This is a genomic window from Polyangium sp. y55x31 (assembly GCF_029946505.1).
Taxonomy (GTDB): domain Bacteria; phylum Myxococcota_A; class Polyangia; order Polyangiales; family Polyangiaceae; genus Polyangium.
Genome location: NZ_JARZHG010000042.1, coordinates 47,429 through 71,225, shown reverse-complemented (window position 1 = coordinate 71,225; position 23,797 = coordinate 47,429). Strand labels below are relative to the sequence as shown.

Here is a 23,797-nt window from a genome sequence, read left to right as displayed (position 1 = left end):
CGCCGGCAGCATCGTGATGCCACCCGATGCCTTGTCGACAGAGCGCCGGGGTGATGCCGATGCCTCCGCTGCCCTGTCGACAGCGCGCCGGGGTGATGCCGTTGCCTCCGATGCCCTGTCGACAGCACGCCAGGGTGATGCCGATGCCTCCGATGCCCTGTCGACAGCGCGCCGGGGTGATGCCGTTGCCTCCGATGCCCTGTTGTCGACAGCACGCCGGGGTGATCGGCGACCTGTCAGCGGGCACGGACGAAGCTCCGCGGGTCGACCAGCTCCGCCTCGAAGACGCGCCGCGAGGAGCGCGAGGGGGGCTGAAGGCCTTGCCGAGGAAGTCGGCGATGATCGGAGGGTCGTCGCTCGCGAGGAGCATAGCCACGGCGTCCTTCAGCGGGGCCGCGAGGATACGGCTCGTCTTGTGGACGGGGCCGGGAGCGAACCACCGATGCCCGATCGATCGGACCTCGACCATGTAGGTTTTTCTTGACCGCCTCCGTGGACAAACGTATCCGAAGGTCCGTGCCATCTCTGCCGCACGAGGCGATCATCGAGCTCTTCCGCAACCGCCCCGTGCTCGCGGCGGAGCTGCTCGCGGAGGTCTTCTCGGTGCCGTTGCCTCCTTTCACCGAGGCACGTATCGAGTCCGCGGACATCGCCGATGTCATTCCGCGCGAGCTCCGCGCCGATTTGCTGGTCCTCTTGCTCGACGGCGAGGCCGTGCTCGTCATCGTCGTCGAGGCGCAGCTCTCGCCGGATCCGGACAAATCCTTCGCGTGGCCGGCGTATGTCGTAGGCGCGCGGGCGCGGTATCGTTGCCCCGCGTGCTTGCTGGTCGTAACGCCCGACGCGACACTCGCGGCTCGGCTGGCCCGGCCGATCGTGCTCGGCCCGGGCGAGGCGCGCGTGACGCCGTTCGTGCTGGGACCGCAGGGGATTCCGGTCGTCACGGAGGCGACGGAGGCGCAAGAGCGGCCGGAGCTGGCGGTGCTCTCGGCCATGGCGCACGGACGAACCGACGTGGGGCTCGACGTAGCGATGGCCGTCCTCGCCGCCAGCGCGGGCATCGAGGACCCGGACCGCAAGGCGATTTACATGGATATCGTGCTATACTCCCTGGGAGAGGCAGCACGCAGGGCCATCGAGGCGTTCATGTTGAAGAACTACCGACCCCAGAGTGAGTTCGGTCGTAAGTTTTTTGCCGAAGGCCACGCCGAGGGCCTTGCCGAAGGCCACGCCGAGGGCCTTGCCGAAGGCCACGCCGAAGGGCTCCTCGAAGGGGAGCTCCGGGTGCTCGCGCGCCAGGTCGAACGAAGGCTCGCGCAGAGCCTGCGTACAGAGGAGCGCGCTCGGCTCGCCGATCGGGTGCGCGAGATGGGCGCCGAGCAGGTCGGGGACCTCGTGCTCGATCTCTCACCCGAGGAGCTCGCCGCCTGGCTCTCCTCGAAGAACTGACGTCCCACAAAGCACCGCCTCGTCGAGCGGCAAGCTCCGGAACGTCTCCGGCTGCGCGAACGTCCCCGGGGTCGTGATGCGCTCCGCGAGGAGCGTATCCGCGAGCCGGATGCAGGCCCCACGCGCCGTCGGCAAAGGCCCAGGGCAGGGGAGCAGGGCCACCATCGCCCATATCGACGGACGCTCGTCCGGCAAGAGGCTCTCGTAGAGCGCATGGCCGAAGACGAGGGCCACGGCGTCTCCCGCGGAAATCTCGTTTTGCACGGCCGATACGTCCCGCGCCTCGAGCGCCGCCGCGATGACTGGAGCGCGCGACTCGACGGCGAGCACGAGCAAGCTGCCCTCATCGAGCAGCGCAAGCCCATCCTGCTCACGCGTGCGCCTGTCCGGCAGCACCCGCGGCGTATCGCCGAGCCGCGCCGAGATGGCCCGGTGCTGCCGGGCATGCAGCGCACGCTTGCTCGCCGGGAACGTGGCCCAGACGAGCGCATTCAAGAAGTCGTGCCAGCTCGCAGCCCGCGTCGGCACCCACCCCTCGAGGTGAATACGGGCGTCGTAAAGTGAGGACGGGTCGACCAGCCGGCGGCGGCCCCGACGGCGGGGGCGCGGCGGCTGCAGGCGGAAGTGGACACCCGCAGCCTCGGAGAGCGCCTCGTCCAAGGCCTCGACCGGCGGCCATGCGAGGGCCCCTTCGAAGCGCATGGCCATGTCCCGGATCGGCCAGAACAGAGAGCTTTTCCAGAAGAACCGCGGATCCCAGGCGAACACGTGCCCCAGCGTAGACCGCCGCGCGGCATTCGCGCTAGCGTGCGCCGCATGCGTAGCCTCCCTGTTTCGCTGGTCGTCGTCCCCCTCGTCGCCCTCGCCGTCGCCTGCGGCGGCTCGCAGCCGCCCGCCGACACGGCGAAGACGGAGGAGCCCGCGCAAGCGCCCGCCACGGACACCACGACCCCGACCAAGGCCGAGAAGCCCGCCGCCGAGGCGAAGGTGCCCGAGGCCATCGCGGCCATCGTGGCCGCGCCCGACCGAGCCGAGGCGGACCGCGCACTCGACGCAGGTCGCAAGCCAGCCGAGCTGCTCGCATTCCTCGACATCCGCCCGGGAATGAAGGTCGCCGAAATCGCAGCCGGCGGTGGCTACACGGCAGAGCTCCTGGCGCGCGCCGTCGGCCCGGCAGGCAAGGTGTACGGGCAGAACTCGAAGTTCATCCTGGAGCGATTCGCAGAGAAGCCCTGGGCCGAGCGGCTGCAAAAGCCCGTGATGAAGAACGTGGTGCGCGTGGACCGCGAGTTCGACGAGCCGCTGCCGCCCGAGGCAAAGGACCTCGACGCCGTGGTGATGGTCCTCTTCTATCACGACACGGTCTGGATGAAGACGGACCGCGACAAGATGAACAAGACCATCTTCAACGCACTGCGCTCCGGCGGGGTATACGGGATCGTCGACCACAGCGCGAAAGCAGGCAGCGGCACGTCCGAAGCGCAAACGACGCACCGGATCGAGGAGAAGGTGCTGCGCGAAGAGGTCGAGAAGGCCGGCTTCAAGCTCGCCGGCGAAGCGAGCTTCCTGCGAAACGAAAAGGACACGCGGGACTGGAACGCGAGCCCGATGAAGGCAGGCGAGCTGCGCGGGACGAGTGACCGGTTCGTGCTGAAGTTCGTGAAGCCCTGAGAGGCGTAGCGCCGGGGTTTCACCCCGGACCCCGACCCGGGGTTGTCCACCCCTGGACCCGGACCAGCGCAAGCGCTGGACTCGGGGTCGATGAACTGCGCGATGCGCAGTTCATCGAACAGACAGGTCAAGACCTGCCACCGGCAGCCTGTTGGAAGAACTGCGCATCGCGCAGTTCTTCCACAAAAGGTCCAGGGCTTGCCCTGGTTCGGGTCGAGGGGCGAACAGCCCCCGCGGGGCCCGGGGCAGCGCCCCGGCGCGGCGGCTCAGCCGAGCTTCTTGAGGAGAAGCTCGTTCACACGCTCGGCGTTCGCCTTGCCGCCGGACGCCTTCATCACCTTGCCGACGAAGAAGCCAAGGAGCTTCGTGTTGCCCTCCTTGTAACGCTTCACCTCGTTCGGGCTGTCAGCGAGGACGTTGTCCACGATGGGCTCGAGCGCGGAGGCGTCCGAGACCTGGCGCATGCCCTTGCGCTCGACGATCGCGCGCGGGCCCTCGCCGCTCGTGAACATCTCGGCGAGGACCTCCTTCGCGATCGTGGGCGTGATCGTGCGGTCGTCGACGAGCGACGCGAGCTCGCCGAGCGCGGCTCCGCCGAACGGGAGCGCGCTCGGCTTCTTGCCGTCGAGCTTGCGCGCGAGCTCGTTCACGACGAGGCTCGCCACGGTCTTCGGGCCCGGATGCGCCGCGACCGCCTGCTCGTAGAAGGCACGGAGATCCGCGTCCTCGGCGAGCACGATCGCGTCCTCGCGACCGAGCCCCCGGGACTCGAGCCCCTCGGCGATCACCCGCGCCTCCGGCGAGAGCTTTCCGAGGCGCTCCTCCGGGCTCGTCTTCACGACGGCCTTCGACTCTTCGACCTTTTTCGCCCGCGGCGCTTCTTGCTTCGGCTCGGCGATCTTCGCCCAGGAGTCTTTGAGCGAGACTGTGCGATTGAAGACGGGCGCGCCGGGCTTCGCGTCGATCGGGTCGACAAAGAAAAAACCTTGGCGCTCGAACTGGAAATGCTTTCCGCCCTCGGCCGAGGCGAGGCTCGGCTCGACGGCGGCGTCGGGGAGGACCACGAGCGACTCGGGGTTCAGGCCCGACTTCCAGTCCTGGCCCTCCTCCACGAGATCCGGCCGCTCGTCACGGAAGAGCCGGTCGTAGAGGCGCACCTCGGCCCGGAGCGCGTGCGCCACGCTCACCCAGTGCAGCGTGCCCTTCACCTTCTTGCCGGCCTGCGCTGCGCCCTCGCGCGTCTCCGGATCGTACGTGCAGCGAATTTCGGTCACCTCGCCCGTGGCGGGATCCCGCACGACGTCCTTGCACGTCACGATGTACGCATACCGGAGCCGCACCTCGCGGCCCGGCGCGAGGCGGAACCACTTGTCCGGCGGATCGAGGGAAAAGTCGTCCCGCTCGATGAAGACCTCGCGCGAGAACGGGATCTTCCGCGTGCCGCCCTTGCCGGGCTCGTCGGGGAAGAGCGGCGCCTCGAACTCCTCGACCTTGCCCTCGGGGTAGTTCTCGATGACGACCTTGATCGGCCGGAGCACGGCCATCACACGGCCGGCGCGTCGATCGAGGTCGGCGCGGATGCACGACTCGAACTTCTCGACCTCGACGGTGCTGTTCGTCTTGGCGACGCCGATCTCCTCGCAGAAGGCGCGCAAGGAGTCGGGCGTGATGCCGCGGCGGCGCATGCCCGCGAGCGTCGGCATGCGTGGATCGTCCCAGCCGCGCACGAGGCCGCCCTTCACGAGCTCGAGCAGCTTGCGCTTGCTCATCACGGTGTACGTGATGTTGAGCCGCGCGAACTCGTATTGCCGCGGCCGCGCGGGGACGTCGACGTTCTCCACGAACCAGTCGTAGAGCGCGCGGTTGTTGTCGAACTCGAGCGTGCAGATCGAGTGCGTGATGCCCTCGATCGCGTCCGAGAGGCTGTGCGCGAAGTCGTAGAGCGGGTAGATGCACCACGCGTCGCCCGTCCGGTAGTGGTGCGCCCGCTTGATGCGGTACATCGGCCAGTCGCGCATCTTCATGTTGGGCGAGGCAAGGTCGCCCTTCATGCGGAGCACGTGCGCGCCCTCGGGGAACTCGCCCTTGCGCATGCGCTCGAAGAGGTCGAGGTTCTCCTCGATCGAGCGGTCGCGGTAGGGGCTCGGCTTGCCCGGCTCGTTCACCGTGCCGCGGTACTCGCGGATCTCGGCCTCGTTCAGGCTGTCGACGTACGCCTTGCCCTTCTTGATGAGCTCGACCGCGAACTGGTAGAGGCGCTCGAAGTAGTCGGACGCGTAAAAGAGCTTGTCGCCCCAGTCGAAGCCGAGCCAGCGGACGTCACGCTGGATGTTCTCGACGTACTCGACGTCCTCCGTCGTGGGGTTCGTGTCGTCCATGCGGAGGTGGCAGACGCCGCCGAACTCGCGGGCGAGGCCGAAGTTCGTGCAGATGGCCTTCGCATGGCCGATGTGGAGGTAGCCGTTCGGCTCGGGCGGGAAGCGGGTCACCACCTTCGTGTGGCGCCCCTTCTCGAGATCCTCGCTGATGATGGCCCGGATGAAGTTCTGGGCCGCGCTCTCTTCGCGCTCTTCCGGGCGCCTTGTCGTCGTCACGGTGGGCTCTCCAGGGCAAAGCGGCACTCTTCGCCGCCTCGCGGACGCGGGAACCTACTCCAGGAGGCGCATTCCTGCTAGCGCCGCCGAAGCCGCTCGATGACGTCCTCCACGGCCGCGGCAATCTCCTCGGGCACCTCCTCCTGGAGGAAGTGACCCGCCTGGGTGGCCGTGACGGTCGCGCGGGGGAATGCCCGCTGATGCCGCGCGAGGGCCTTGCCGAGGATCGGGTCGCGCTCGCCCCAGACGAGCGCGACGGGCCCGGTGAAGCCGAGCAGCCATTCCTCGGCGCGGTGGAGCGCAGGGAGGCTCGGGTGATCGGGGCCGTCCGGGACCATCCGCGCGAGGGCCAAGGGGCCGATGCGGTCGGCGAGGCTGCGCAAGGGATAGGTGTAGGCGCGGGCGGTCGCGCCGCGGATGGAGCGGCGGTCGCCCTGGGCGATGGCGAGCAGGTTCTGGGGGAAGCCGAGGCCGCGGAAGACGACGTCGCTCAGGACGGGCACGCGGGCGAAGCGGTGGAACAAGGTGCCTCGCGGGCGCGCCGGGACGAGGACGGAGGTGTTGGCGAGGACGACGGCGGCGATACGGTCGGGCACGAGCGAGCCGGCGAGGACGCCGATCGGCCCGCCCCAGTCCTGCCCGACGAGGACGAGGTCGCGCAGGTCGAGGGCGGTGACGAGCTCGGCCACGGCGGCGGCGTGGCGCTCGATGGAGTGGTCTTCGAGGCGGGCGAGTCTGTCGGAGAGGCCGAACCCGAGCAAGTCGGGCGCAATACAGCGCAATTCGGGCAGGCCGGCGATGACCTTGCGCCAGAGGAACGACCAGGTGGGGTTGCCGTGGACGAAGAGCGCCGGGCGTGCCCGCTCCGGCCCGTGGTCGACGAAATGCACGAGCTTGCCGGCGTCTTCGCCGTGCTCGAGCCGGTAGGCGCGGCGGCGCAGGGGCATGTCGGCGGCGAGGAAGCCGGGCAGGGGGGGCGGAGGCGCGAAGGGCATGACGAGGCTCGTTCGTGGGGCTCCCTCGAAGCGATAGCCCGATGGATCCGCGAAAAGCAAGGGAAAGTGCGCTCCGGGAGGGCCGGCCACCTTGGCGCGGAGGGGCCGGCTCGGCTACGAACGAGGGGCGTGATCTCGCGTCGATCCCTGCTCCTCGGCCTCGGCGGCGCGGGCGCGGCTCTGGCCACGACGGCCGTCGCCCTGCACCGCGGGGGGCGCGCCGCGCGGCTGCCCGATCCGTTCGGGCCGCTCGCCGTGCTGACGCCGCGGTTTCCCGCGGGCTTCGGGGTGCGGCGCGTCTTCGTGGATCCGGGGCACGGCGCGGCGGGAAACCCGGGGAACCTCTCGTGTTTTTGCCGAGAGGAGCAGGATTTTACGCTGGCCGCGGGGCGTGCGCTGGCCGCGGCGCTGCGGGCCACGGGCGCGTTCGACGTGCGCCTCGCCCGGGAGGGCCCCGGGCCCGTCGAGTACCGGGCCCGGGTGGAAGACGCCGAGGCGTGGGGGGCCGACGTGTTCTTGAGCCTGCACTCGGACGTTCGAGGCCAAACGGGCGAGCGATGGAACCCCGAGCCCGGGCGGGAGTGCGTCGTGAACCTCGCGGCGCCGGGCTTCTCGGTGCTCTGGTCGGACGAGGGGGAGCCGAAGCTCGCGGAGGCGCGCCACGCGCTCGCGCGGGCGGTGGCGCGGCGGATGCGGGAGGCGGGGTTCTGGGCGTACGGGGGCATCGAGTACGGCGACCTGTACGCCGTCGATCCCGCGCAAGCGGGCGTCTTCGTCGACCGGCACGCGCCGGAGCGCCGGATCTTCGTGCTACGGCGGCCGAAGGTGCCCTCGGTGCTGGTGGAGACGCACCACGCGCTCGATCCACGCGAGGCGCGGCTCTGGGACGAGCCGGCGACGCTCGCTTCGTTCGCCTCGGCGGTGGGGGCGGCGCTCGTGGACGTCCTGGGTTTCTAGGAACGCCCTTTACGGCGCGGATGACGCCGGATGCTCGGTACGCCGGTTGCCCGTGTCCTCGGCCGGCTCCCCGGTGTGTGCACCGGTACAGCACGTGGAAAGGACGAAGGATGGATCGGCGGACGACCCTCGGGGTGGTGGCGGGGCTCGCAGGCGCGCTCGTGCTCGCGGGGGGAGATGCGCAGGCCGCGAAGAGCGCGGCCGTGTACGGCATGAGCGCGCCGGTCACGGGGTCGGTCGTGGACGCGTTCGGCAGTGTGACAGGTCAGCTCGCCGGCACCGTGACGGTCGAGAGTTTCGCGGCGCAGAGCGGTCAGCTCGTCGCGAACGGGAAGATGACGGCGCGGCTCACCGACCTCGCAGGCAACGTGATGGGAACGGTGACGAACGTCGTGGTCGCGCAGATCGCGACGATCACGCACGCGACCTGCACGATCCTGGAGCTCGAGCTCGGGCCGCTCTCGCTCTCCGCCTTCGGCTTGCAGATCGATCTGAGCCGGGTCGTGCTCGTCCTGACCGCGAACGCCGGGGGCGGGCGCCTGGGTCAGCTCCTCTGCATGTTCTCGGATGCGCTCGGGGGTGGCGGAATGACGCCGTCGCTCGTCGGCATGCTCAACGACGTGCTCGTGCTTTTCGCGCGCTGACGCTCACGTACCGAGGACGAGGCCGCCGTTCACGTCGATGACGGCGCCGGTCATGTACGAGGCGTCGTCGCTCGCGAGGAACGCGTAGACCGAGGCGATCTCGGCGGGGTCGCCGAGGCGCTTCAAGGGCGTCTGTCCCGCGATGGCGTCGAGGTTCTCCTTGGGGACCTTGCGGACCATGTCGGTGAGGATGAAGCCCGGGGCGACAGCGTTCACGCGGATGCCGGCTCGACCGAGCTCGCGGGCGAGGGTCTTGGTCAAACCGATCACGCCGGCCTTCGTGGCGACATAGTTCGCCTGGCCGAAGTTACCGTAATGGGCGACGACGGAGGCCGCATTCAGGATGACGCCGCTCTTCTGCTCTTTCATGAAGGCAGCGGCCATCTGACACAGCCTGAAGACGGCGGTGAGGTTGACGGCGATGACCTGGTCCCAATCCTCGGGCGAGAGCTTGGCGAGGCTCTTGTCGCGGGTGATGCCGGCGTTGTTGACGAGGACGTCGATGCCCTTCTTGTCACGCACGGCCTGCTCCAGGGCAGCGAGGCCTTCGGGGCGCGAGACGTCGGCCTGGACGTAGGTCATCCGCTCGGGGAAGGCCGAGGCGAGATCGGCGCGCTCCGCGGGCACGACGTCGTTCAGGAGGAGCTCCGAGCCCTCTTCGTAGAACCGCGTCGCCGTGGCGCGACCAATGCCGCTCGCCGCCCCCGTGATGAGCACCCTCTTGCCGGACAATCCTCGCATCGCTTTCGTCCTCCGTCATGTTGCGGTGCACAAGGGACCGCGCAAAACGAGGCCCTGCCGCGGGCGCGAACCCGCAGCAGGGCGAAAACTGGGGCTGAGCTGATCGATAGAGGATCGAGCAGCCAGTCGCAGGCGAGCTTAGGGCTGCAGGGGGAGACGCGTCAAGGGATTTCATGTTGCGGCGCAACATGCGGGGAGGTGGCGCTGCGGGACGGGGATCCGGTATCGCAAGCCGCCGCGCCGGGGCGCTGCCCCGGGCCCCGCGGGGGCTGTTCGCCCCTCGACCCGAACCAGGGCAAGCCCTGGACCTCAGGGGGAAAACTGCGCTCCGCGCAGTTTTTCCCACAGGCCGGTGGCAAGACCAAAGACGGCGTTGCCCGTCGAAGCGGTTTCGGTTGGCAGCGTCGTCGCCGGTCTTGACTCAGCCTGTTCGATGAACTGCGCATCGCGCAGTTCATCGACCCCGAGTCCAGCGCTTGCGCTGGTCCGGGTGCAGGGGCGGACAGCCCCTGCTGGGGCCTGGGGCAACGCCCCAGCGAACCGCTTCTAGATGAGACCAATGCTCAGGCTCATTCCCCTTCGATCGAAATTCCGAAGCCGGGATCCTCGTACAGTCGGTCGAAGACCTCGACGAATTTCTTTTCGATGACCTTTCGCTTCACCTTGAGCGTTGGTGTGACCTCGTCCTCCTCGAGCGAAAAATCCCGTTCGAGCAGGTGCACACGCTTGATTCCCTCCACGCGCGCGAGCTTCGTGTTCGCGCGGCGGACCGCCGACGCGACCCGTTGTTGCACCTCCGGATCGGTCGTGGCCTTCTCCATCACCGGCGCGAGCCCCGGCGGACGGGAGAGCGGGCTCGCGAGGAGCGCGCGGCGTAGCTCTTCCGCCTGCGCATCCTCCAGGTAACCACGCGCCTTTGCCCATTCCACGGCTTCGAGCGGGTGAATCGTCACGAGCGCCGTGCAATATGGCCGCCGGTCGCCGTGCGCGTGCACCTGGCTGATCAGCGTGTCGCTTGCCTTGATCTCGTTCTCCACGTTCGCCGGGCTGATGTTTTTCCCGCCAGACGTGATGATCAGGTGCTTCTTCCGGTCGACGATGTACACGAAGCCGTCCGCGTCCTTCTTGCCGATGTCGCCCGTGTGGAGCCATCCCTCCTCGTCGATCATCTCCCGCGTGGCCTCGGGGTTCTTGTAATAACCCTTGAACACGTTTGGGCCTCGTACGAGGATCTCGCCGTCGTCGGCAATCTTGTCCTCGACGAACGGGAGCGCGCGGCCGACGGAGCCGAGGCGGACCTGGCCTGGGCGATTGCCGTGCGTGACGACCGTGGCCTCGGTCATGCCGTACATCTCGTAAATGGGCAGGCCCGCCGCCCAGAAGAAAGCGAGGATCGGGCGCGGGATCGGCGCCGCCCCCGTGATGAAACGTTTCACGCGGCCGCCGAACACCTCGCGGACCCGCGAAAAGACGAGCTTGTCGGCCACGCGATGCGCAAGGATCGCCCGGAGCGAAGGATTCTCCCCGCGTTGCCAGGCCTCCACGACCGAAAGGCCCGCCGATTCGGCCCACCGGAACACGCGCTTTCGCACGGGCGGGGCCTTGTCGACCTCGGTCTGGATGCGGGCGTAGGCCTTTTCGAAGATGCGCGGGACGCTGCCGAAGAGCGTCGGGCGTACCTCCTTGAGCTCCTCCAGGACCGCGGGCACGCTCGTCGCATACGCGGTGGCGATGCCGAAATCGATGCGGCCCCAGAACGCCAGGATGCGCTCGGCCGCGTGCGCCATGGGCAAAAACGAGAGCGAGATGTCCGTCCGGGAGAAGGCATTGAAATGGACACCCGCGAGCGTCACGAGGATGTTGCGGTGCGAGATCATCGCGCCCTTGGGCGGGCCCGTCGTGCCGCTCGTGTAAATGAAGAGCGCCGTGTCGTCCGGGGAAATGGCCTCGATGCGGGACGCGACGAGCGAAGCGTCGCCCGGCGCTTCGAGGGCCTCGTCCCAGCCGACGAGCCACGCATGCTGGCGCAACGCCTCTTCGAGGCCCTGCGTGTCCCACACGACGACGAGCTCGAGCTTCGGCATTTCGTGCTTGATGGCGAGGATCTTCTCGACCTCGTCCTTGCCCTCGACGAACACGATCCGCACGTCGGCGTGATCGAGGACGTACGCGAGTTGCCCCGGCGCGAGCGTGGGGTAGGCGCCGACCGTGACCAACGCGGCGAGCTGCCCGCCGACGTCGCAGATGCACCACTCGGGGCGCGTGCTGCCGACGATGCCGATCTTGTCGCCGGGCGAAAGGCCACGCTTCGCGAGGAAGGTCGCGAGGGCCATGGCGCGCGCCTTGAATTCGGCCCAGGTCGTGGACCGCCATTCTCCATTTTTCTTGGCCTTCCAGGCGATCGCCGTCGGCGTGGCGGCGGCGCGGCGCAAGAAGAGGTCGGCCAGGGACCGGGCCTCGTTCGCGAGCGGGACGGCGGGATCGGGCGGGGGGACGACGCGATCGATCATGGCTCAGCCTCCGGGAGGAGCGTTCACGAAGGAATCGAGGAGCGCAACGAGGGTATCGGGAGCTTCGAGGTTCGGCGAATGGCCCACGCCGGGGAGGATCTCGTGGCGCGCGCCGAGCAGATCCGCGGTCCGCGCGCCCACCTCGCGCGTGGACAGCATGTCGCGCTCGCCGCCGACGACGAGGGCCGGCACGCCCGCGAGCGCGCGGAGCTTGTCCCCGGGCGCCCAATCGCAAAGCGCGTCGAGCGTGGCCATCGTGGCCTCGGGGCGCTGGCCGTGGCTTTCCGTGAGCAGTTCCTGGAAAAACGCGTCGTCCGGGGCGGTGGGCGCGATGGCGCGGAAGGCGGCGCCGAAGATGGCGATGTTTTCCTGCGCGAGGCGCTGGCGCTCGGGCAGGTGGTAGGCGCGCGGCATGCCGTCGGGCCAGGCGGGGGCGACGAGCGTGAGGGAGCGGGCGCGGGCGCGGGCGGAGAGCGCGAGCTCGAGGACCACGGCCGTGCCGAGCGAATGCCCCACGAGGTGCGCCGAGGACAAACCCAAGGCGTCCATCAAGACGACGAGGTCCTCCGCGAGGCGCGGGACGCTGTAATCGTGCTCCTCGGTGCGGCTCTGCCCACGGCCGCGAAGGTCGGGCGCGACGGCGCGGTAGCGCGCGGGCAAACGGTCGAGGACGGGGCGCCAGAAGAGGCTCGTCGTCCAGTTGCCGTGCACGAACACGACGGGCTCGCCGCGTTCGTCCCCGCGCGTCGACCAATGGATCGTGAGCGATCCTGCTTGGAGGGAGGGCATACACGGCATCATCTTCGACCCGCGGCCCGTCGTCCAGGATGCCCTTGCGTGCCGAGCGCGGGCCCCCTAAGCAGGCGCCATGATGAGCCTTCGGGTTGGATCGGTCGTCTTCGCTGCGGTCGTCGGGGGCGCGGCGCTCGTCGGTTGCGAGGGTGGCTCGCAGCCCCCGGCGTCGCCGAAAGCCGGGGCGGATCCGGCCGGGGGGGCCGCGGTTCAGGAAGGGACGAAGATGAGCCTGCACGATTTCAAGATGAAGACGATCTTCGGGGAGGAGCGCTCGCTCGGTGACTTCCGGGGCAAGGTCGCGCTCGTGGTGAACGTGGCCTCGGAGTGCGGCTACACGCCGCAATACGCGGGCCTCGAGCGGCTGCACGAGCGCTTCGAGGCGAAGGGGTTTGCCGTGCTCGGCTTCCCCTCGAACGACTACGGCGCCCAGGAGCCCGGGACCGACGCCGAGATCGCCACGTTTTGCACGAGCAAATACGGCGTGAAGTTCCCCATGTTCTCGAAGATCACCGTGAAGGGCAGCGGCAAGCACCCGCTTTATGCGTTCCTCACGCAGGCTGCGCCGGCGGGCGAGGTGAAGTGGAACTTCGAAAAATTCCTCGTCGGCAAGGATGGCGTAGTGATCGGCCGGTTCCCCTCGTCCGTCGAGCCCGAGGACGAGAAGCTCGTGCAGGCCATCGAAAAAGCGCTCGGAAGCTGAGCCCTCTCTCCGGTACGGCTTCCCACCCTCGCTCCGATCCCACACACTCCCGGACATGACGCTCGACGAGGAGCTGCTCGATGCGGCCAGCCGCGGCGATGAAGCACGCGTGACGGACGCGCTCGCGCGCGGGGCGAACGTGGACGCGACGCGGGTGTACACGACGAGCGTCGATCGCGAGGTGCTCGAAGGGACAACGTCGGCGTTGATGCTCGCGATCATGAACGGGCACGACTGCGTCGCCGAGCTCTTGATCGACCGCGGCGCGGATCCGGATCAGGCGGACGAGCTGACGAGGCGCACGCCGCTCGTGGAGGCCGCCGCGCGCGGGGAGATCAGCGTGGTGGAGGCGCTGATCGATGCGGGCGCGAGCCTCGACACGCGGGACGAGATGGCGAACGAGAACGCCGTGACCGCGGCGGTCAAGGCCGGGCACGCCGGGGTCGCTCGTCAGCTCGTGGAGGCGGGCGCGCCGATCGAGCCGCGGGCGTTCGAGGAGGCGACGCGGCGCGGGAGGCTCGATCTCGCGGAATACTTTGTGGAGCGCGGGCTCGATCCGAACAAGACGCAGGCGCTCGAAGGGGCCGCGGCCGCGGGACGCGTGGACGTGATCCGGTGGCTGCTCACGCAAGGCGTGGACCTCGAAAAACACGGATCCGAGGCGCTACTCGGAGCTGCGAACGCGGGCAAGGCCGACGCTGTGGCCGCGCTCGTCGAGGCCGGCGTGCCGATCGACACGAAAACGAAGTACGGCTGGATGCCGCTCCACCTCGCGGCGTACAACGGCGACGCGAAGACGGTGCGCGCGCTGCTCGCGCTCGGCGCCGATCCACACGCGGACGACGGGACGGGGAAAACCGCGCTCGACTGGGCGCGCGAGGCGGGCAAGGCCGAAAGCGCTCGGCTGCTCGAAGAAGCGCTCAGAAGGTGAGCACGAGCTTGCCGACCGTGCTGCCGCTCTCGATCGCGCGGTGCGCGTCGGCCACACGCTCCACGGGGAACGGCGTCACGGGTGGCGCCGCGATGCGGCCCTCCTCGATCCAGCCGACGAGCTTGCCCATGTACTCTTCGAGCAAGTCCTTCTTGTGGAAGAGGTAGGAGAGGTTGAACGCGAGCACGCTCTTGTTGTCGTTCGTCAGGTCGAGCGGGTTGTAGCGGGGCGTGCGCAGCCAGTCGCGGGCGAGCTTGAGCCAGTTCGGTCGGCCTCCTTGGCGCGGCATCATCGTGTGGAAGCCGTAAATGACGAGCTTTCCGGCCGATCCGAGGTGGCGGTAGCTCTCGCCGAGCGTCTCCACGCCGTTCGCGTCGAGCACGACGTCGTAGCCCTCGGGCGCGAGGCGCTCGGCGACAGGCCATAACGGCTCGACGCTCTTGTCGATGACCGCGTCGGCCCCGAGCTTGCGCGCGACGGCGACCTTGTGGCTCGCGCCGACGACGCCGACGACGCGGCAGCCCGCGATCTTGCCGAGCTGCACGAGCGCGCTTCCCACGCCGCCGGCGGCCGAGTGGACGAGCACGTTCATGCCGCGGCGAACGTTCGCGAGCTCGAACAGCGCGTAATACGCGGTCAGGAACACCGAAGGAAAGCCCGCGGCCTCGGCCACGGAAAAACCTTTCGGGAGCGCGAAGACCTGATGTGCGGGGATGGCGACGCGGCTCGCGTAGCCGCCGAACCGGGTGACGGCGAAGACCGGCGTGCCCGGCGCGGGGCCGGCAACGTCGGCGCCGAGAGCCGCGACTTTGCCGGCGACCTCGAAGCCGGGCGTGATGGGCCAGCCGACGTACTTCTTCGCCGACTCGTAGAGGCCCATGCGCACGATGCAATCGGCGTAGTTCACGCCCGCGGCCTCGACGTCGACGAGGATCTCGCCGGGTCCGGGGCTCGGATCCGGCGGCTCTTCGAGCTTCAACCGATCGTAGCTGCCGGGCCCATGGATCACGACCTTTCGCATGGGCCCAACGCTAACCTGCGAACGAGCTCAACGCGAGGTTTTGCCGACGGGCAGCGCGACGATGGTCTTCACGCTCTCGTCGTTCGGGTCGAAGAAAACGATGTCGTTCGAGTCCGCGTCGTCGAGCACGAGACGATCACGCGTGGGCAGGATGTTCACGTGCTCGGGCGTGAAGTCGGTGCGCACTTCTGCGATCTCGCCGGCCGCGAGATCGAGCCGGAAGAGCGATTGATCGTCGACGATCCACATCTCCTTGCGGCCCGCGCGGCTCACGAACTCGTGGAGGCCCACGCCGGGCCCTGCCATCTGCGTGGATTTGTCCTGGTCCACGTCGTAGAGCACGAGCTGCTGATCGCCGTTCGAGGAAGCGACGACGATGAAGTTTCCGTCACGGCTCACGAAGTACGAGATGCCGCCCTCGATCGTCACGGGCTCGGGTTCGACGTCGAGCGTCGCGGCGTCGACGAGCCAGAGCTCCTGGTTGCCGTTCATGTCCTGATCGCCGTAGGAAACGATGGTCGAGCCGTCGGGCGTGAAGCCCACGGGCCCGCGCGCGCCGGGGACCTCGCGGAGCTCCTTCGTGGCCGCATCGAGCACGAGCAGCTCGTTCGTATAGGCGATCTCGTCGTTCGGCTGGACCTCGGCCTTGCGGACGGGGAAGACGATGTACTTGTCGTCCGGGCTCGTGCCGACCCACGTGAACGAGAACGAGAAATCCCCCACGACGCCCGGCACCTCGAGGTCGAACACGGGCGCCGCCCAGAGGCCCGTGGGACCGAGCGGATAACCGGCGGTCGCGAGCTCCTGCATCGACCAGCCGAGAAGACGAGCCCGCGGCGTGGGTTTGTCCTGATCGTAGAAGACGATCGCGACGAGGGTGTCGCTCTTGTTCAGGAACATCGCCTCGAGCCACTCGCCGTCGTGCGGGATCACGTGGCGATCGAGGGTGTCGGCTTCGATGACGTGGATCGGGGCTTTGTCCGAGGTGTTGTCGGCGACGCCGATGAATTTGCGGCTCGGGCTCATGCGGGTGCCGTGGTACCGGATGTCGAGCTCCACGCTTTTCTTGAGCGCGAGCGTCTCGTGATCGTAGAGATCGAGCCGATCCTTTTCGCTCTCCTCGCTCATCACGAGCAGGCCCGACGCGGGGAAGAGCAGGCGTGGATCGTCCCTGCCCGTGAGATTGGCCGCCTCGCGCACGAGGCCTGTATCGGGATCGATCGCGAAGAGCGTGCTCGCGAGGATTTTTTCGGGCTGGGCCGCGTCTTCCGTATCGCTGGCGAGGACGAAACAGGTCTCGGTGCGATCGTCGACGGCGATGGCGCCATTGCCGAGCCACGTATCCTGACCCGGGTTGTTTTCTCCGAGCGAGAGGCCCGTGCAGCCGGTGAGAGCGAGCGTCGAGACAAGGGCAAGGTAGGGAAGTCGAAGCATGAAAGTCCTCCTTCAAGCGCGTCGCGCGATGGCCGGCGGTCGGCAAGAAGGGTGCCATCGCGGCGTCGTTCGAAAAAAACATCCGAGCGCGAAGCATCACGCGAGCGGCGATCGCGGCGCCTCCCTGACAACGAGGTCATGCCCCGTGATACCGTGAGGCATGCCACCCAAGGAGCGCCGGCTTCGCAGGCAAGCTGGCGAAACGGATCCCGTCAAGAAGCTCGCGATCCACCCGAACGGGTCGCTCGTGCTCAGCGCCTCCGAGCGCAGCATCAAGGTTTTTCAGTGGGAAACATACACGCTCCTCACGGAGCTGCCCTACGAAGTCGGGCGGGACGACGAGCTCGTGGTCACGCCCGATGGCTGGCTCCTCGCGATCCGCAGCCGAGGCATCAAAGGATGGCACCTCGGCACGGGCGCGAGGAGGAGCTTTCAGGACCACTCCTGGCCGGTCCATCGGTGCGTGTTTCTCCCCGACGGCACCGGCCGCTTGCTCAGGACGTCGGGGAGCACGTGCACGATCCTGGATCTCGCGACCTTCGAGCCGTGCCTCGTCGTGTCCCACGACGGGGAAAGCGTGCGCGCCGCCGCGCTCTCGCCGAGCGGCGACCGCGTGGCCTGCATCGATGACAAGGATGTCTTGTATTTCTGGGACGCGCGGACCGGCGCCCGGCTCGCCACCTGGCCGCGAACGACCTATTGTGATCGCTTCCTGCCCATGCTGGCCGTCCAGGTCCACCCCAATGCGCGCTGGGTCCTGTCGACGACGCTGGCCGACACGTATCTATGGGACATGGAGCAGGGCAAGCATCGATGGCACAAGGGAGGCCCATCGCCCGACATTTCGACGATCCATATGGCGGGAGGAGGCTGGGGCGGCATCATGATAGGCCACAACGGGAGCGTCGAGGCCCGGGAGCTCTCCGAGGGTTGGCGCCTTTCGTCCCTTTCGGAGATACGCACGCGCGAGCTGGTCGCCGCGTTATGCTCCTCCGACGAACGCACGCTCTTCGTCCGCGACGGCGATGGATTCGGTTTTTGTTGCGTCGACGTCCAGACGGGGAGGATTTTCCCGTCGACGCAGCGTCACATGTCGGAAATCAAGCATATACTCGTGCATCCCGACGAGCGAGCGCTGCTCACGGCGGGGATGGAGGAGCCCATCGTGTCCTGGGACCTCGAGACGCGCGTGCCCACCGGGAGGTTCGGCGATTCGCCGGCCCGAGGCGGGCTGGATGGTGACGACGTTCCCGTTGCGGAGACGCTGCTCGACGAATTCATGATCGAGCTCGAGTGCAAACATGTGGGATTTCGGAGTGCGGCGCGATGCGGCGACGGCGACGGCGAGGAATATCGGGACGAAGCGCGCTGGATAGAGCTTTACTGGGGCGCAGTCCAGAAGCTCGAACCATCCCCGGACGAAAGCCGCGAGCAGGTGCTGGATCGACTCGAGGCGCTGGTGTACGAGGTCCGTGGATATGGCGCGTGGATGGCCCCACGCGACGTGAAGGAGCTGCTCGCGAAGTGGCGAGAGGGCTCGTGATTCATCCACCCGAGGATCCTGCCGCGGGCTTCGCGCGCCGCCTCCGCCGGTGGGCCTCGGCCGCAGAGCGGAGCAGGCCCGTCCGCGGACAAACGTAGAACGATTGCCAGCGCCCGTGGCCCCAGAGCGGGAGGAAGTCGTCACGCCGCGAGCCACTGCCGTTGGGCATGTGCGGAATGCCGTCGATGAGGATCGGGTTTCGCTCGACGAACTGGAGCACGTGATCGAAGACGTGCTTCTGCACGGCGCTGTTCGGCGAGAGGGAGGCGCGGATCTCCGACCAGACCGCGTCCCACGGGCGTCCCACGCGGCGCTCGAGGAAGCGCCGGAGCGGGGCGAGGTTTTCGTTGAGATCACGCGTCCGGCCCCGATACTTCATGCCTTCCTTGAGCGGCGCGGCCTCGGGATCGGCCTTCGTTCGCGACGCGTAGCGGCCCTTGCCCGCGCCGCGGCACGAGTCGTACCGCGGTCGCTCGATGATGAGCTCGAACATGTCTTTTCGCATGAGTTCACCCCTGAAAGTTCACGTCTCCACGAGCACGCCCCGCGGCGAGATCGCGTAGGTGCGCACGGGCGCGCCTCGTTCGAGCCGCGCGTGGGAGGTCCAGCGCGCGGCCTCCTTCGCGGCCGCCGCATGCGCGGCCCTCTTCCGGAGGAGCGCCGCGATCCGCGCGAGCGCGCGCCGCACGTTCGCCCGCTGCGATCGTTCGTCCGCGACCCGCACGACGATCCCCGTCGGCACGTGCCGCGCGCGGACCGCCGTCTCCGTCTTGTTGACGTTTTGCCCGCCGGGACCACTCGCGCGCATCGTCGTGACCTCCACGTCGCGCGGGTCGATGGTGGCCCCGTCGTCCGCGCTGACATCGTCGTCCTCGTGGAGCACGACGGACGCGTACCAGCGCTTGCGGGCGGCTTTTCCGCGATCGGGGCTCCGCGCGACGAGCGCGTGCGTGCCTGCTTCGCCTTCGAGGCCCGCAGGATCGCCGGCAACGACGAGCTCCACGGAAAGAGGCGCGTCCTCGTCGCCGTGGATCACCGTCTCCTCGACGACGAGGCCACGCTCGGTGCACGCGTCCGCGAGCCGCGCCGCGAGCAGCGCGACGAACCTGCGCACCTCCACGGGCCCGTAGCCGGCCGTCACCTGCACGACGCGTTTTTTCATTGCTTCACCGTGACGAGCGGCACGAGCGAGGCGATCGGCGCGGCGAGGCCCTCGTCGACCAGGCTCGCGACGACCGGCTCGATCGGCTTGTACGCGTCCGGATGCTCCTCGTAGAGCAGGTCCGCGTCGTCGCACACGATGCGGCCGCCGTGCGCCGTGCGTCCGAGCTCGGCGCGCTTGTACCGCGTGGCGAGCTTGGCCCGCGCCTCGGTGCGGGTCATGCGGCGGCCCGCGCCGTGCGCGACCGACGCGAGCGCGCCCTCGTGCCCGCTGCCGACGAGCACCCAGGAGGGCGCGCCGCGGCTGCCGAGCACGACCGTGGCCTCGCCGCGGCTCGCGGGCGCGGCGCCCTTGCGATGGATCCACACGGCCCGGCCCGCGATGTCCTCGCGCCGGATCGTGTTGTGCACGATGTCGATCGCGCCGCGGACCTTGTCCCTTCGCAAAGCCGAGAGCGCGCGGAGCAGCCGGCAAGCGACGAGGAAACGGTTTGCCTGGGCGAACCGCACCGCGCCCGCGAGATCCGCGAGGTAGACGTCGATCGCCGCGCCCGTGAGCGTGGCGTCGCCGTAACGCCGGCCGATCTGCGCGCCGAGCCCACGCGAGCCCGTGTGCACGAGGGCGACGAGGCCGCCTTTTTCGAGGCCCATCACGTCCGCCGCGGCCTCGTCGCGCACCTCGGTGACGCGTGTGATCTCGGCGAAATGGTTGCCGCTGCCGATGCTGCCGAGCGCGCGGCCGTGCGAGGGATCGCGGTAGGCCGCGGGATCACCGCTCGGGCCGAGATCGAGCACGCGCTCGCGTTCGGCCATCGCGGCGATGTCGTCCGGCACGTTCGCGACCTTGGCGAGGCCCTGCGCGCCCTCGTGCCAGCAGGCGTCGAAGACCTCGATCGGGTCGCAGTCCGCGAGCGGGTCCTCGTCCATCGCGGCGCGGACGCGGCGCTCGAGTTTGTCCACGGCGCGCGGCGAGGCGGTCGTGGCGAAGAGGAGCACGCCGCAGCCGGCGTCGCCGCCGACGAGGTACGGTAGCACGCGCTCCTCGAAGGCGAACGCGGCGCCGATGGGCCCGCGTCCGGAGTGAAGATCGGGCATGCCCGCGGCGCGCACGCAGCCGGGGAGCTCGGCGATGCGGGTGAACTGCGTGATGGCCTCGCCCTCCATCCAGACATCGGGGCGGGCGAAGATGCGGGCGTGCGGGGGAAGAGAAGGTTGGGGAACGGAAGAAGTGCCCATGGCAGGTAACTCGAACGGTGGTTGATTGCGTTCGCGGCCCCGTAATGCGGAAAGCGTGCCATGCCGATTTCGCGGGGATTTCGTTGGTGGGCCCGGTGAGATGGTGCATCGTGCATCAGAACGATGGTGCACGGCGCACCACAGGTGGTGTACGATGCACCAGGTGAAGCGAGCGCTCATCACGTGGTCGGATGCGGGGGTGACGGGCCCACAGCCCTCGCATCAGGTGGCGCGGCCGGCGAGTGATCGCGGGCCGGTGCTGCGGCTGCTCGACCAGAACGAGAGTCGCTACGACGTCGCGTGGGTGCTCACGATCCCGCAGGGCGAGGCGCCCGCGCGCTCGCTCTGCCGCTCGATCGAGGCGCGCGTGCCCAAGGTCGAGCTTTGCGTGATCGAGGCCGACGATCCGACCGATTACGCGCGCCTGTTTCGCCTGCTCGGTCCGCTCGTGGAGCGGGCGAAGGCGGAGCTTTTGGCCTCGAACGTGGCGCTCGACGTCCTGCTCTCGGCGGGGACGCCGCAGACGCAGACGCTCTGGGTGATCCTGGTGCAAGCGGGCCTCTTGCCCGCGCGGATGCTGCAGGTGATCCCGCCCGCGTTCGTGCCCGTGCCGCACCCGAAGGCGGTGCGCGAGGTGCGGCTCGACATCGAGGGGTTCCCCGAGATCCGCGCGATGCGCGACGAGATCGCTCGCCTGCGGGCGGCGGCGCAGCGGGGAACGTCGTCGCTGCTCGGCGAGAGCGCGCCGATGGTCGAGCTCCGGGCGAAGATCGAGCGGGTGGGCGCGAGCGACGCGCCGGTCCTGGTGCTCGGGGAGACGGGCACGGGCAAGGAGCTTTGCGCGCGGGAGATCCATGCGCTTTCGCCGCGGAAGGACGGGCCGTTCGTGGCGGAGAACTGCTCCGTGTTCGCGGAAGGCGTGCTATCGAGCGAGCTCTTCGGGCACGAGGCGGGCGCGTTCACGGGCGCAGGGAAGAGGCGCCGCGGCGTGTTCGAGCAGGCGCACGGCGGGACGTTGTTCCTCGACGAGATCGGCGAGATGCAGCCGCGGGTGCAAGCGGCGCTCTTGCGCGTGCTGCAAGAGGGGACGCTGCGGCGCGTGGGCGGCGAGGGTCGGGTGGACGTCGACGTGCGGATCGTGGCCGCGACGCACCGGGATCTCGGGGCGATGGTGAAGGCGGGCGCGTTCCGGGAGGATCTTTATTATCGGCTGCGCGGGGCGACGCTTTCCGTGCCGCCGCTGCGGGCGCGGCCGGGGGACGTGGAGCTGCTCGTGGAGTCGTTCCTCGCGGAGATCCGGGCGAAGAAGGGAGGGCGGCGGCTGCGGGTGACGCGCGAAGCGATGCGGGCGCTCGCGAGCCACGCCTGGCCGGGCAACGTGCGCGAGCTCCGGGCCGAGGTGATGCGGTGGGCCGTGTTCTGCGATGACGTGGTGAACGTGTCGGATCTGGCTCCGGAGATCCGGAGCGGAGGCGGAAGCGGGAGCGGCGGCGGGAGCGGGAGCGGAAGCGGCGGCGGAAGCGGGAGCAGCAGCGATGTGCGGACGCTGCGGGACGTGGTCGAGGCCGCGGAGCGTGCTGCGCTCGCGGCCGCGCTCGCGGCGGAGGGCGGCAACTTGAGCCGCGCCGCGCGGGCCCTCGGGATCGATAGGAATACGCTGAAACGAAAGATGCGGGCGTTCGGGATGGCCGGCGAGGACGACGGCGAAGGCTAAGCGCTCAGAACCGGATGCCGCCGTGCGCCGAGGCCGCGTCGATGCACGACTGGAGGGCATCCCGATCGGCGTCGCAAAGGTCGTTGTTGTCCTTCACGGTCGAGAACTGGGCCTTCTTCTCGTCGCACGTGCCCTGCTCCTCGATGCAGAGCGTGTAGGTCGTCCAGGCGTCGCCGCAATCGTAGGCGTCCGCCACGTCTTCCTGCGTCGCGAACTGCCCGCACGTCTGGACCTCGTTCTCGTCGCTGCAGTGCTCGCACTCGCAGATGAGGTCACAGACCACCTGCGCCCGGGAACACCCCGACGAAGCGGCGGCGAGGCCCAGAAGGAGGGCGGCATTCACGAGGATCGTTCGAATCATGCTCCCACCTCCTCAGTCACAGCGTGAATATGCGTTTTGCTCGGCTTCGCACGTGTCCGCGTCGTTCGGGCGGACGCCGAAGGACTTCCCCGTGCATTCCCCATTGCTGCAAACAGTGCCGCCGTTGCAGTCGGCGTTCGACATGCACATCTGCCCCGTGGACTGGCTCGAGCATTCCATCAAGGGATCCGTGCAGGCGACGATCGTGTCGAACTCTTCGCCGCAGCCGATGTCGTAAGCGGTGTCGCGTTGCCCCTCGTAGGTCGCGATGCAGGCGTCGATGTCGGCGTCGTTGCCGCCGTAACACGCCTCCTGTCGCTCGCATATCCCCGCGATGTCGGGGCCGCACCCCGTCGCCAGGACCGCGACGAGGCCAAGACCCGCGAAAAGCAAGCTTGTTTGTCCCATTCTTGGCTCCTTTGCCGAGTATAGACGCTTCGAAGCCCGAACCATGCAATTTCTGTCGTGGGCACGGTCCCAACGATGGAAACTCGAATGACCACCCCCCATGCGTCTGGGACATCGGATGACCATTCCGGCAAGTGCTCCCTCAGAAATCGAAGCCGCCGTGCGCCGAGGCCGCGTCGATGCAGTCGAGGAGGCCCCTTCCCTCTTTGCTGCATCGGTTCCCGCCGTTGTCCCTGATCGAGAACTCGAGCGTGGTCTCGTCACAGGTGCCTTTCTCCTCGATGCAGATCGTGTACGCCGTCCAGGCATCACTGCAGCCGTACGCGTCCGCCTCGTCCTCCAGCGTGGAGTACCGTGCGCAAATCATGATTTCGTCCTGGTCGCTGCAGTGCTGGCACTCGCAGATGAGATCGCAGACCACCTGCGCGCGGGAGCAGCCGACGGACACGCCAGCCAGGGAGAGGAGAACGAGGGTGTTCCAAAGAAACCTTCGATGCATGTTCCTGCCTCCTCAGAAGCAACCCCAATACGCGTTCTGCTCGGCCTCGCAGGCATTCAGATTCGAATGCGGGATACCAAACGACTTGTGTATACATTTCCCGTCATTGCACAGGGCGTCGCTGGCGCAGTCGGCCCTCGACGTGCACGTGATGTTCGTGTCCGCGCTCGAGCACACGCTCTCTTGCGCCATGCACGCTACAAGGACGTCGAATTCCGCACCGCAGCCGACGTCGTGCGCCGCGTCGCGGTTTCCCTCGTAGTTCACAATGCAAGCGTCGATGTCGGCCTCGTTGCCATCGTGACACGCCTCCCGTGCCTCGCACAGGGCCGCGATGTCGGGCCCGCATCCGGTCGCGAAGGCCGCGGCGAGGCCAACGCCCACCAAAAGCCAAATATTACATCCCATCCTGGCTCCTCCCTCGGATGACCAT

23 protein-coding genes are annotated in these 23,797 nt (G+C 68.6%); 8 read left to right on the top strand and 15 right to left on the bottom strand.

The features are described 5' to 3' along the window. The first annotated feature begins 480 nt into the window (after positions 1–480). Complete coding sequence (locus QHF84_RS42370) at positions 481–1,449, top strand: hypothetical protein (RefSeq protein WP_281319271.1); 969 nt, start codon at positions 481–483, stop codon at positions 1,447–1,449. Here QHF84_RS42370 and QHF84_RS42365 read toward each other — a convergent pair. Next, positions 1,408–2,217, bottom strand: coding sequence for a DUF3025 domain-containing protein (locus QHF84_RS42365; protein ID WP_281319270.1), 810 nt, complete (start codon positions 2,215–2,217; stop codon positions 1,408–1,410). The two genes, QHF84_RS42370 and QHF84_RS42365, sit on opposite strands and share 42 nt — an antisense overlap. Before the next feature lie 48 nt (positions 2,218–2,265). Between QHF84_RS42365 and QHF84_RS42360 the strand changes: the two genes are divergently transcribed. Next, a complete protein-coding gene (locus tag QHF84_RS42360) occupies positions 2,266–3,120 on the top strand; it encodes an SAM-dependent methyltransferase (protein WP_281319269.1) in 855 nt (284 codons plus the stop codon). A 266-nt stretch (positions 3,121–3,386) separates the two neighbouring features. On the opposite strand, the gene QHF84_RS42355 is transcribed toward QHF84_RS42360, so the two are convergent. Both QHF84_RS42355 and QHF84_RS42350 read right to left on the bottom strand, forming a co-directional pair. Next, positions 3,387–5,714 carry a glutamine--tRNA ligase/YqeY domain fusion protein gene (locus QHF84_RS42355; protein ID WP_281319268.1) on the bottom strand — a complete coding sequence of 776 codons (2,328 nt, stop codon included), beginning with the start codon at positions 5,712–5,714 and terminating at the stop codon, positions 3,387–3,389. A gap of 77 nt (positions 5,715–5,791) precedes the next feature. Continuing rightward, positions 5,792–6,709 carry an alpha/beta fold hydrolase gene (locus tag QHF84_RS42350; protein ID WP_281319267.1) on the bottom strand — a complete coding sequence of 306 codons (918 nt, stop codon included), beginning with the start codon at positions 6,707–6,709 and terminating at the stop codon, positions 5,792–5,794. Positions 6,710–6,838: 129 nt separating this feature from the next. On the opposite strand from QHF84_RS42350, the gene QHF84_RS42345 reads away from it, so the two are divergent. Next, positions 6,839–7,666 (top strand): N-acetylmuramoyl-L-alanine amidase, encoded by an 828-nt coding sequence (locus QHF84_RS42345; RefSeq protein WP_281319266.1) that lies wholly within the window; start codon positions 6,839–6,841, stop codon positions 7,664–7,666. Positions 7,667–7,776: 110 nt separating this feature from the next. Next, entirely contained in the window at positions 7,777–8,310 is a 534-nt protein-coding gene (locus tag QHF84_RS42340) for a hypothetical protein (protein ID WP_281319265.1), read from the top strand. A 3-nt stretch (positions 8,311–8,313) separates the two neighbouring features. On the opposite strand, the gene fabG is transcribed toward QHF84_RS42340, so the two are convergent. The 3 genes from fabG to QHF84_RS42325 all read right to left on the bottom strand — a co-directional run bounded on the left by fabG (position 8,314) and on the right by QHF84_RS42325 (position 12,350). After that, positions 8,314–9,051 carry a 3-oxoacyl-ACP reductase FabG gene (gene fabG, locus QHF84_RS42335; RefSeq protein WP_281319264.1) on the bottom strand — a complete coding sequence of 246 codons (738 nt, stop codon included), beginning with the start codon at positions 9,049–9,051 and terminating at the stop codon, positions 8,314–8,316. A 569-nt stretch (positions 9,052–9,620) separates the two neighbouring features. Beyond that, positions 9,621–11,561 carry a long-chain fatty acid--CoA ligase gene (locus tag QHF84_RS42330; protein ID WP_281319263.1) on the bottom strand — a complete coding sequence of 647 codons (1,941 nt, stop codon included), beginning with the start codon at positions 11,559–11,561 and terminating at the stop codon, positions 9,621–9,623. A gap of 3 nt (positions 11,562–11,564) precedes the next feature. After that, positions 11,565–12,350, bottom strand: a complete 786-nt coding sequence (locus tag QHF84_RS42325; RefSeq protein WP_281319262.1) for an alpha/beta fold hydrolase — start codon at positions 12,348–12,350, stop codon at positions 11,565–11,567. Positions 12,351–12,579: 229 nt separating this feature from the next. On the opposite strand from QHF84_RS42325, the gene QHF84_RS42320 reads away from it, so the two are divergent. Continuing rightward, positions 12,580–13,056, top strand: a complete 477-nt coding sequence (locus QHF84_RS42320) for a glutathione peroxidase (protein ID WP_348652929.1) — start codon at positions 12,580–12,582, stop codon at positions 13,054–13,056. A gap of 55 nt (positions 13,057–13,111) precedes the next feature. After that, entirely contained in the window at positions 13,112–13,987 is an 876-nt protein-coding gene (locus QHF84_RS42315; RefSeq protein ID WP_281319260.1) for an ankyrin repeat domain-containing protein, read from the top strand. Here QHF84_RS42315 and QHF84_RS42310 read toward each other — a convergent pair. After that, a complete protein-coding gene (locus QHF84_RS42310) occupies positions 13,977–15,008 on the bottom strand; it encodes a medium chain dehydrogenase/reductase family protein (protein WP_281319259.1) in 1,032 nt (343 codons plus the stop codon). The genes QHF84_RS42315 and QHF84_RS42310 overlap by 11 nt on opposite strands. Positions 15,009–15,035: 27 nt before the next feature. Continuing rightward, the gene (locus QHF84_RS42305; RefSeq protein ID WP_281319258.1) at positions 15,036–16,442 is read right to left on the bottom strand and encodes a hypothetical protein; all 1,407 of its coding nucleotides are present in this window, start codon (positions 16,440–16,442) and stop codon (positions 15,036–15,038) included. Positions 16,443–16,602: 160 nt separating this feature from the next. On the opposite strand from QHF84_RS42305, the gene QHF84_RS42300 reads away from it, so the two are divergent. After that, entirely contained in the window at positions 16,603–17,985 is a 1,383-nt protein-coding gene (locus QHF84_RS42300; RefSeq protein ID WP_281319257.1) for a WD40 repeat domain-containing protein, read from the top strand. 1 nt (position 17,986) lies between these two features. Here the strand turns inward: QHF84_RS42300 and QHF84_RS42295 are convergent, their stop codons facing one another. The 3 genes from QHF84_RS42295 to QHF84_RS42285 are packed head-to-tail and all read right to left on the bottom strand — an operon-like array spanning position 17,987 to position 20,382. Continuing rightward, positions 17,987–18,490: a hypothetical protein gene (locus tag QHF84_RS42295; RefSeq protein ID WP_281319256.1), complete on the bottom strand. Its 504-nt coding sequence runs from the start codon at positions 18,488–18,490 to the stop codon at positions 17,987–17,989. A gap of 18 nt (positions 18,491–18,508) precedes the next feature. Next, on the bottom strand, positions 18,509–19,147 hold the full coding sequence (locus QHF84_RS50330) for a peptide chain release factor-like protein (RefSeq protein WP_348652927.1): 639 nt from the start codon (positions 19,145–19,147) through the stop codon (positions 18,509–18,511). Next, the gene (locus QHF84_RS42285; protein ID WP_281319255.1) at positions 19,144–20,382 is read right to left on the bottom strand and encodes an RtcB family protein; all 1,239 of its coding nucleotides are present in this window, start codon (positions 20,380–20,382) and stop codon (positions 19,144–19,146) included. The genes QHF84_RS50330 and QHF84_RS42285 overlap by 4 nt, the downstream gene beginning before the upstream one ends. Before the next feature lie 163 nt (positions 20,383–20,545). Here QHF84_RS42285 and QHF84_RS42280 point away from each other — a divergent pair, with 163 nt between their 5' ends. Then, a complete protein-coding gene (locus QHF84_RS42280) occupies positions 20,546–22,096 on the top strand; it encodes a sigma-54 dependent transcriptional regulator (protein WP_281319254.1) in 1,551 nt (516 codons plus the stop codon). A gap of 4 nt (positions 22,097–22,100) precedes the next feature. Here the strand turns inward: QHF84_RS42280 and QHF84_RS42275 are convergent, their stop codons facing one another. The 4 genes from QHF84_RS42275 to QHF84_RS42260 form a co-directional block, all read right to left on the bottom strand. Continuing rightward, positions 22,101–22,457: a hypothetical protein gene (locus QHF84_RS42275; protein WP_281319253.1), complete on the bottom strand. Its 357-nt coding sequence runs from the start codon at positions 22,455–22,457 to the stop codon at positions 22,101–22,103. A gap of 12 nt (positions 22,458–22,469) precedes the next feature. After that, positions 22,470–22,865 (bottom strand): hypothetical protein, encoded by a 396-nt coding sequence (locus tag QHF84_RS42270; RefSeq protein ID WP_281319252.1) that lies wholly within the window; start codon positions 22,863–22,865, stop codon positions 22,470–22,472. A gap of 142 nt (positions 22,866–23,007) precedes the next feature. Beyond that, the gene (locus tag QHF84_RS42265; RefSeq protein ID WP_281319251.1) at positions 23,008–23,364 is read right to left on the bottom strand and encodes a hypothetical protein; all 357 of its coding nucleotides are present in this window, start codon (positions 23,362–23,364) and stop codon (positions 23,008–23,010) included. Between the two features lie 12 nt (positions 23,365–23,376). Continuing rightward, positions 23,377–23,772, bottom strand: coding sequence for a hypothetical protein (locus tag QHF84_RS42260; protein ID WP_281319250.1), 396 nt, complete (start codon positions 23,770–23,772; stop codon positions 23,377–23,379). Positions 23,773–23,797: the final 25 nt, after the last annotated feature.

Excerpts from the sequence above, each read along its gene's own strand:
- QHF84_RS42360 (WP_281319269.1), top strand. The coding sequence starts at position 2,266 with ATGCGTAGCCTCCCTGTTTCGCTGGTCGTCGTCCCCCTCGTCGCCCTC.
- QHF84_RS42350 (WP_281319267.1), bottom strand. The coding sequence starts at position 6,709 with ATGCCCTTCGCGCCTCCGCCCCCCCTGCCCGGCTTCCTCGCCGCCGAC.
- QHF84_RS42340 (WP_281319265.1), top strand. The coding sequence starts at position 7,777 with ATGGATCGGCGGACGACCCTCGGGGTGGTGGCGGGGCTCGCAGGCGCG.
- fabG (WP_281319264.1), bottom strand. The coding sequence starts at position 9,051 with ATGCGAGGATTGTCCGGCAAGAGGGTGCTCATCACGGGGGCGGCGAGC.
- QHF84_RS42330 (WP_281319263.1), bottom strand. The coding sequence starts at position 11,561 with ATGATCGATCGCGTCGTCCCCCCGCCCGATCCCGCCGTCCCGCTCGCG.
- QHF84_RS42325 (WP_281319262.1), bottom strand. The coding sequence starts at position 12,350 with ATGCCCTCCCTCCAAGCAGGATCGCTCACGATCCATTGGTCGACGCGC.
- QHF84_RS42320 (WP_348652929.1), top strand. The coding sequence starts at position 12,580 with ATGAGCCTGCACGATTTCAAGATGAAGACGATCTTCGGGGAGGAGCGC.
- QHF84_RS42315 (WP_281319260.1), top strand. The coding sequence starts at position 13,112 with ATGACGCTCGACGAGGAGCTGCTCGATGCGGCCAGCCGCGGCGATGAA.
- QHF84_RS42310 (WP_281319259.1), bottom strand. The coding sequence starts at position 15,008 with ATGCGAAAGGTCGTGATCCATGGGCCCGGCAGCTACGATCGGTTGAAG.
- QHF84_RS42305 (WP_281319258.1), bottom strand. The coding sequence starts at position 16,442 with ATGCTTCGACTTCCCTACCTTGCCCTTGTCTCGACGCTCGCTCTCACC.
- QHF84_RS42300 (WP_281319257.1), top strand. The coding sequence starts at position 16,603 with ATGCCACCCAAGGAGCGCCGGCTTCGCAGGCAAGCTGGCGAAACGGAT.
- QHF84_RS42295 (WP_281319256.1), bottom strand. The coding sequence starts at position 18,490 with ATGCGAAAAGACATGTTCGAGCTCATCATCGAGCGACCGCGGTACGAC.
- QHF84_RS50330 (WP_348652927.1), bottom strand. The coding sequence starts at position 19,147 with ATGAAAAAACGCGTCGTGCAGGTGACGGCCGGCTACGGGCCCGTGGAG.
- QHF84_RS42285 (WP_281319255.1), bottom strand. The coding sequence starts at position 20,382 with ATGGGCACTTCTTCCGTTCCCCAACCTTCTCTTCCCCCGCACGCCCGC.
- QHF84_RS42275 (WP_281319253.1), bottom strand. The coding sequence starts at position 22,457 with ATGATTCGAACGATCCTCGTGAATGCCGCCCTCCTTCTGGGCCTCGCC.
- QHF84_RS42270 (WP_281319252.1), bottom strand. The coding sequence starts at position 22,865 with ATGGGACAAACAAGCTTGCTTTTCGCGGGTCTTGGCCTCGTCGCGGTC.
- QHF84_RS42265 (WP_281319251.1), bottom strand. The coding sequence starts at position 23,364 with ATGCATCGAAGGTTTCTTTGGAACACCCTCGTTCTCCTCTCCCTGGCT.
- QHF84_RS42260 (WP_281319250.1), bottom strand. The coding sequence starts at position 23,772 with ATGGGATGTAATATTTGGCTTTTGGTGGGCGTTGGCCTCGCCGCGGCC.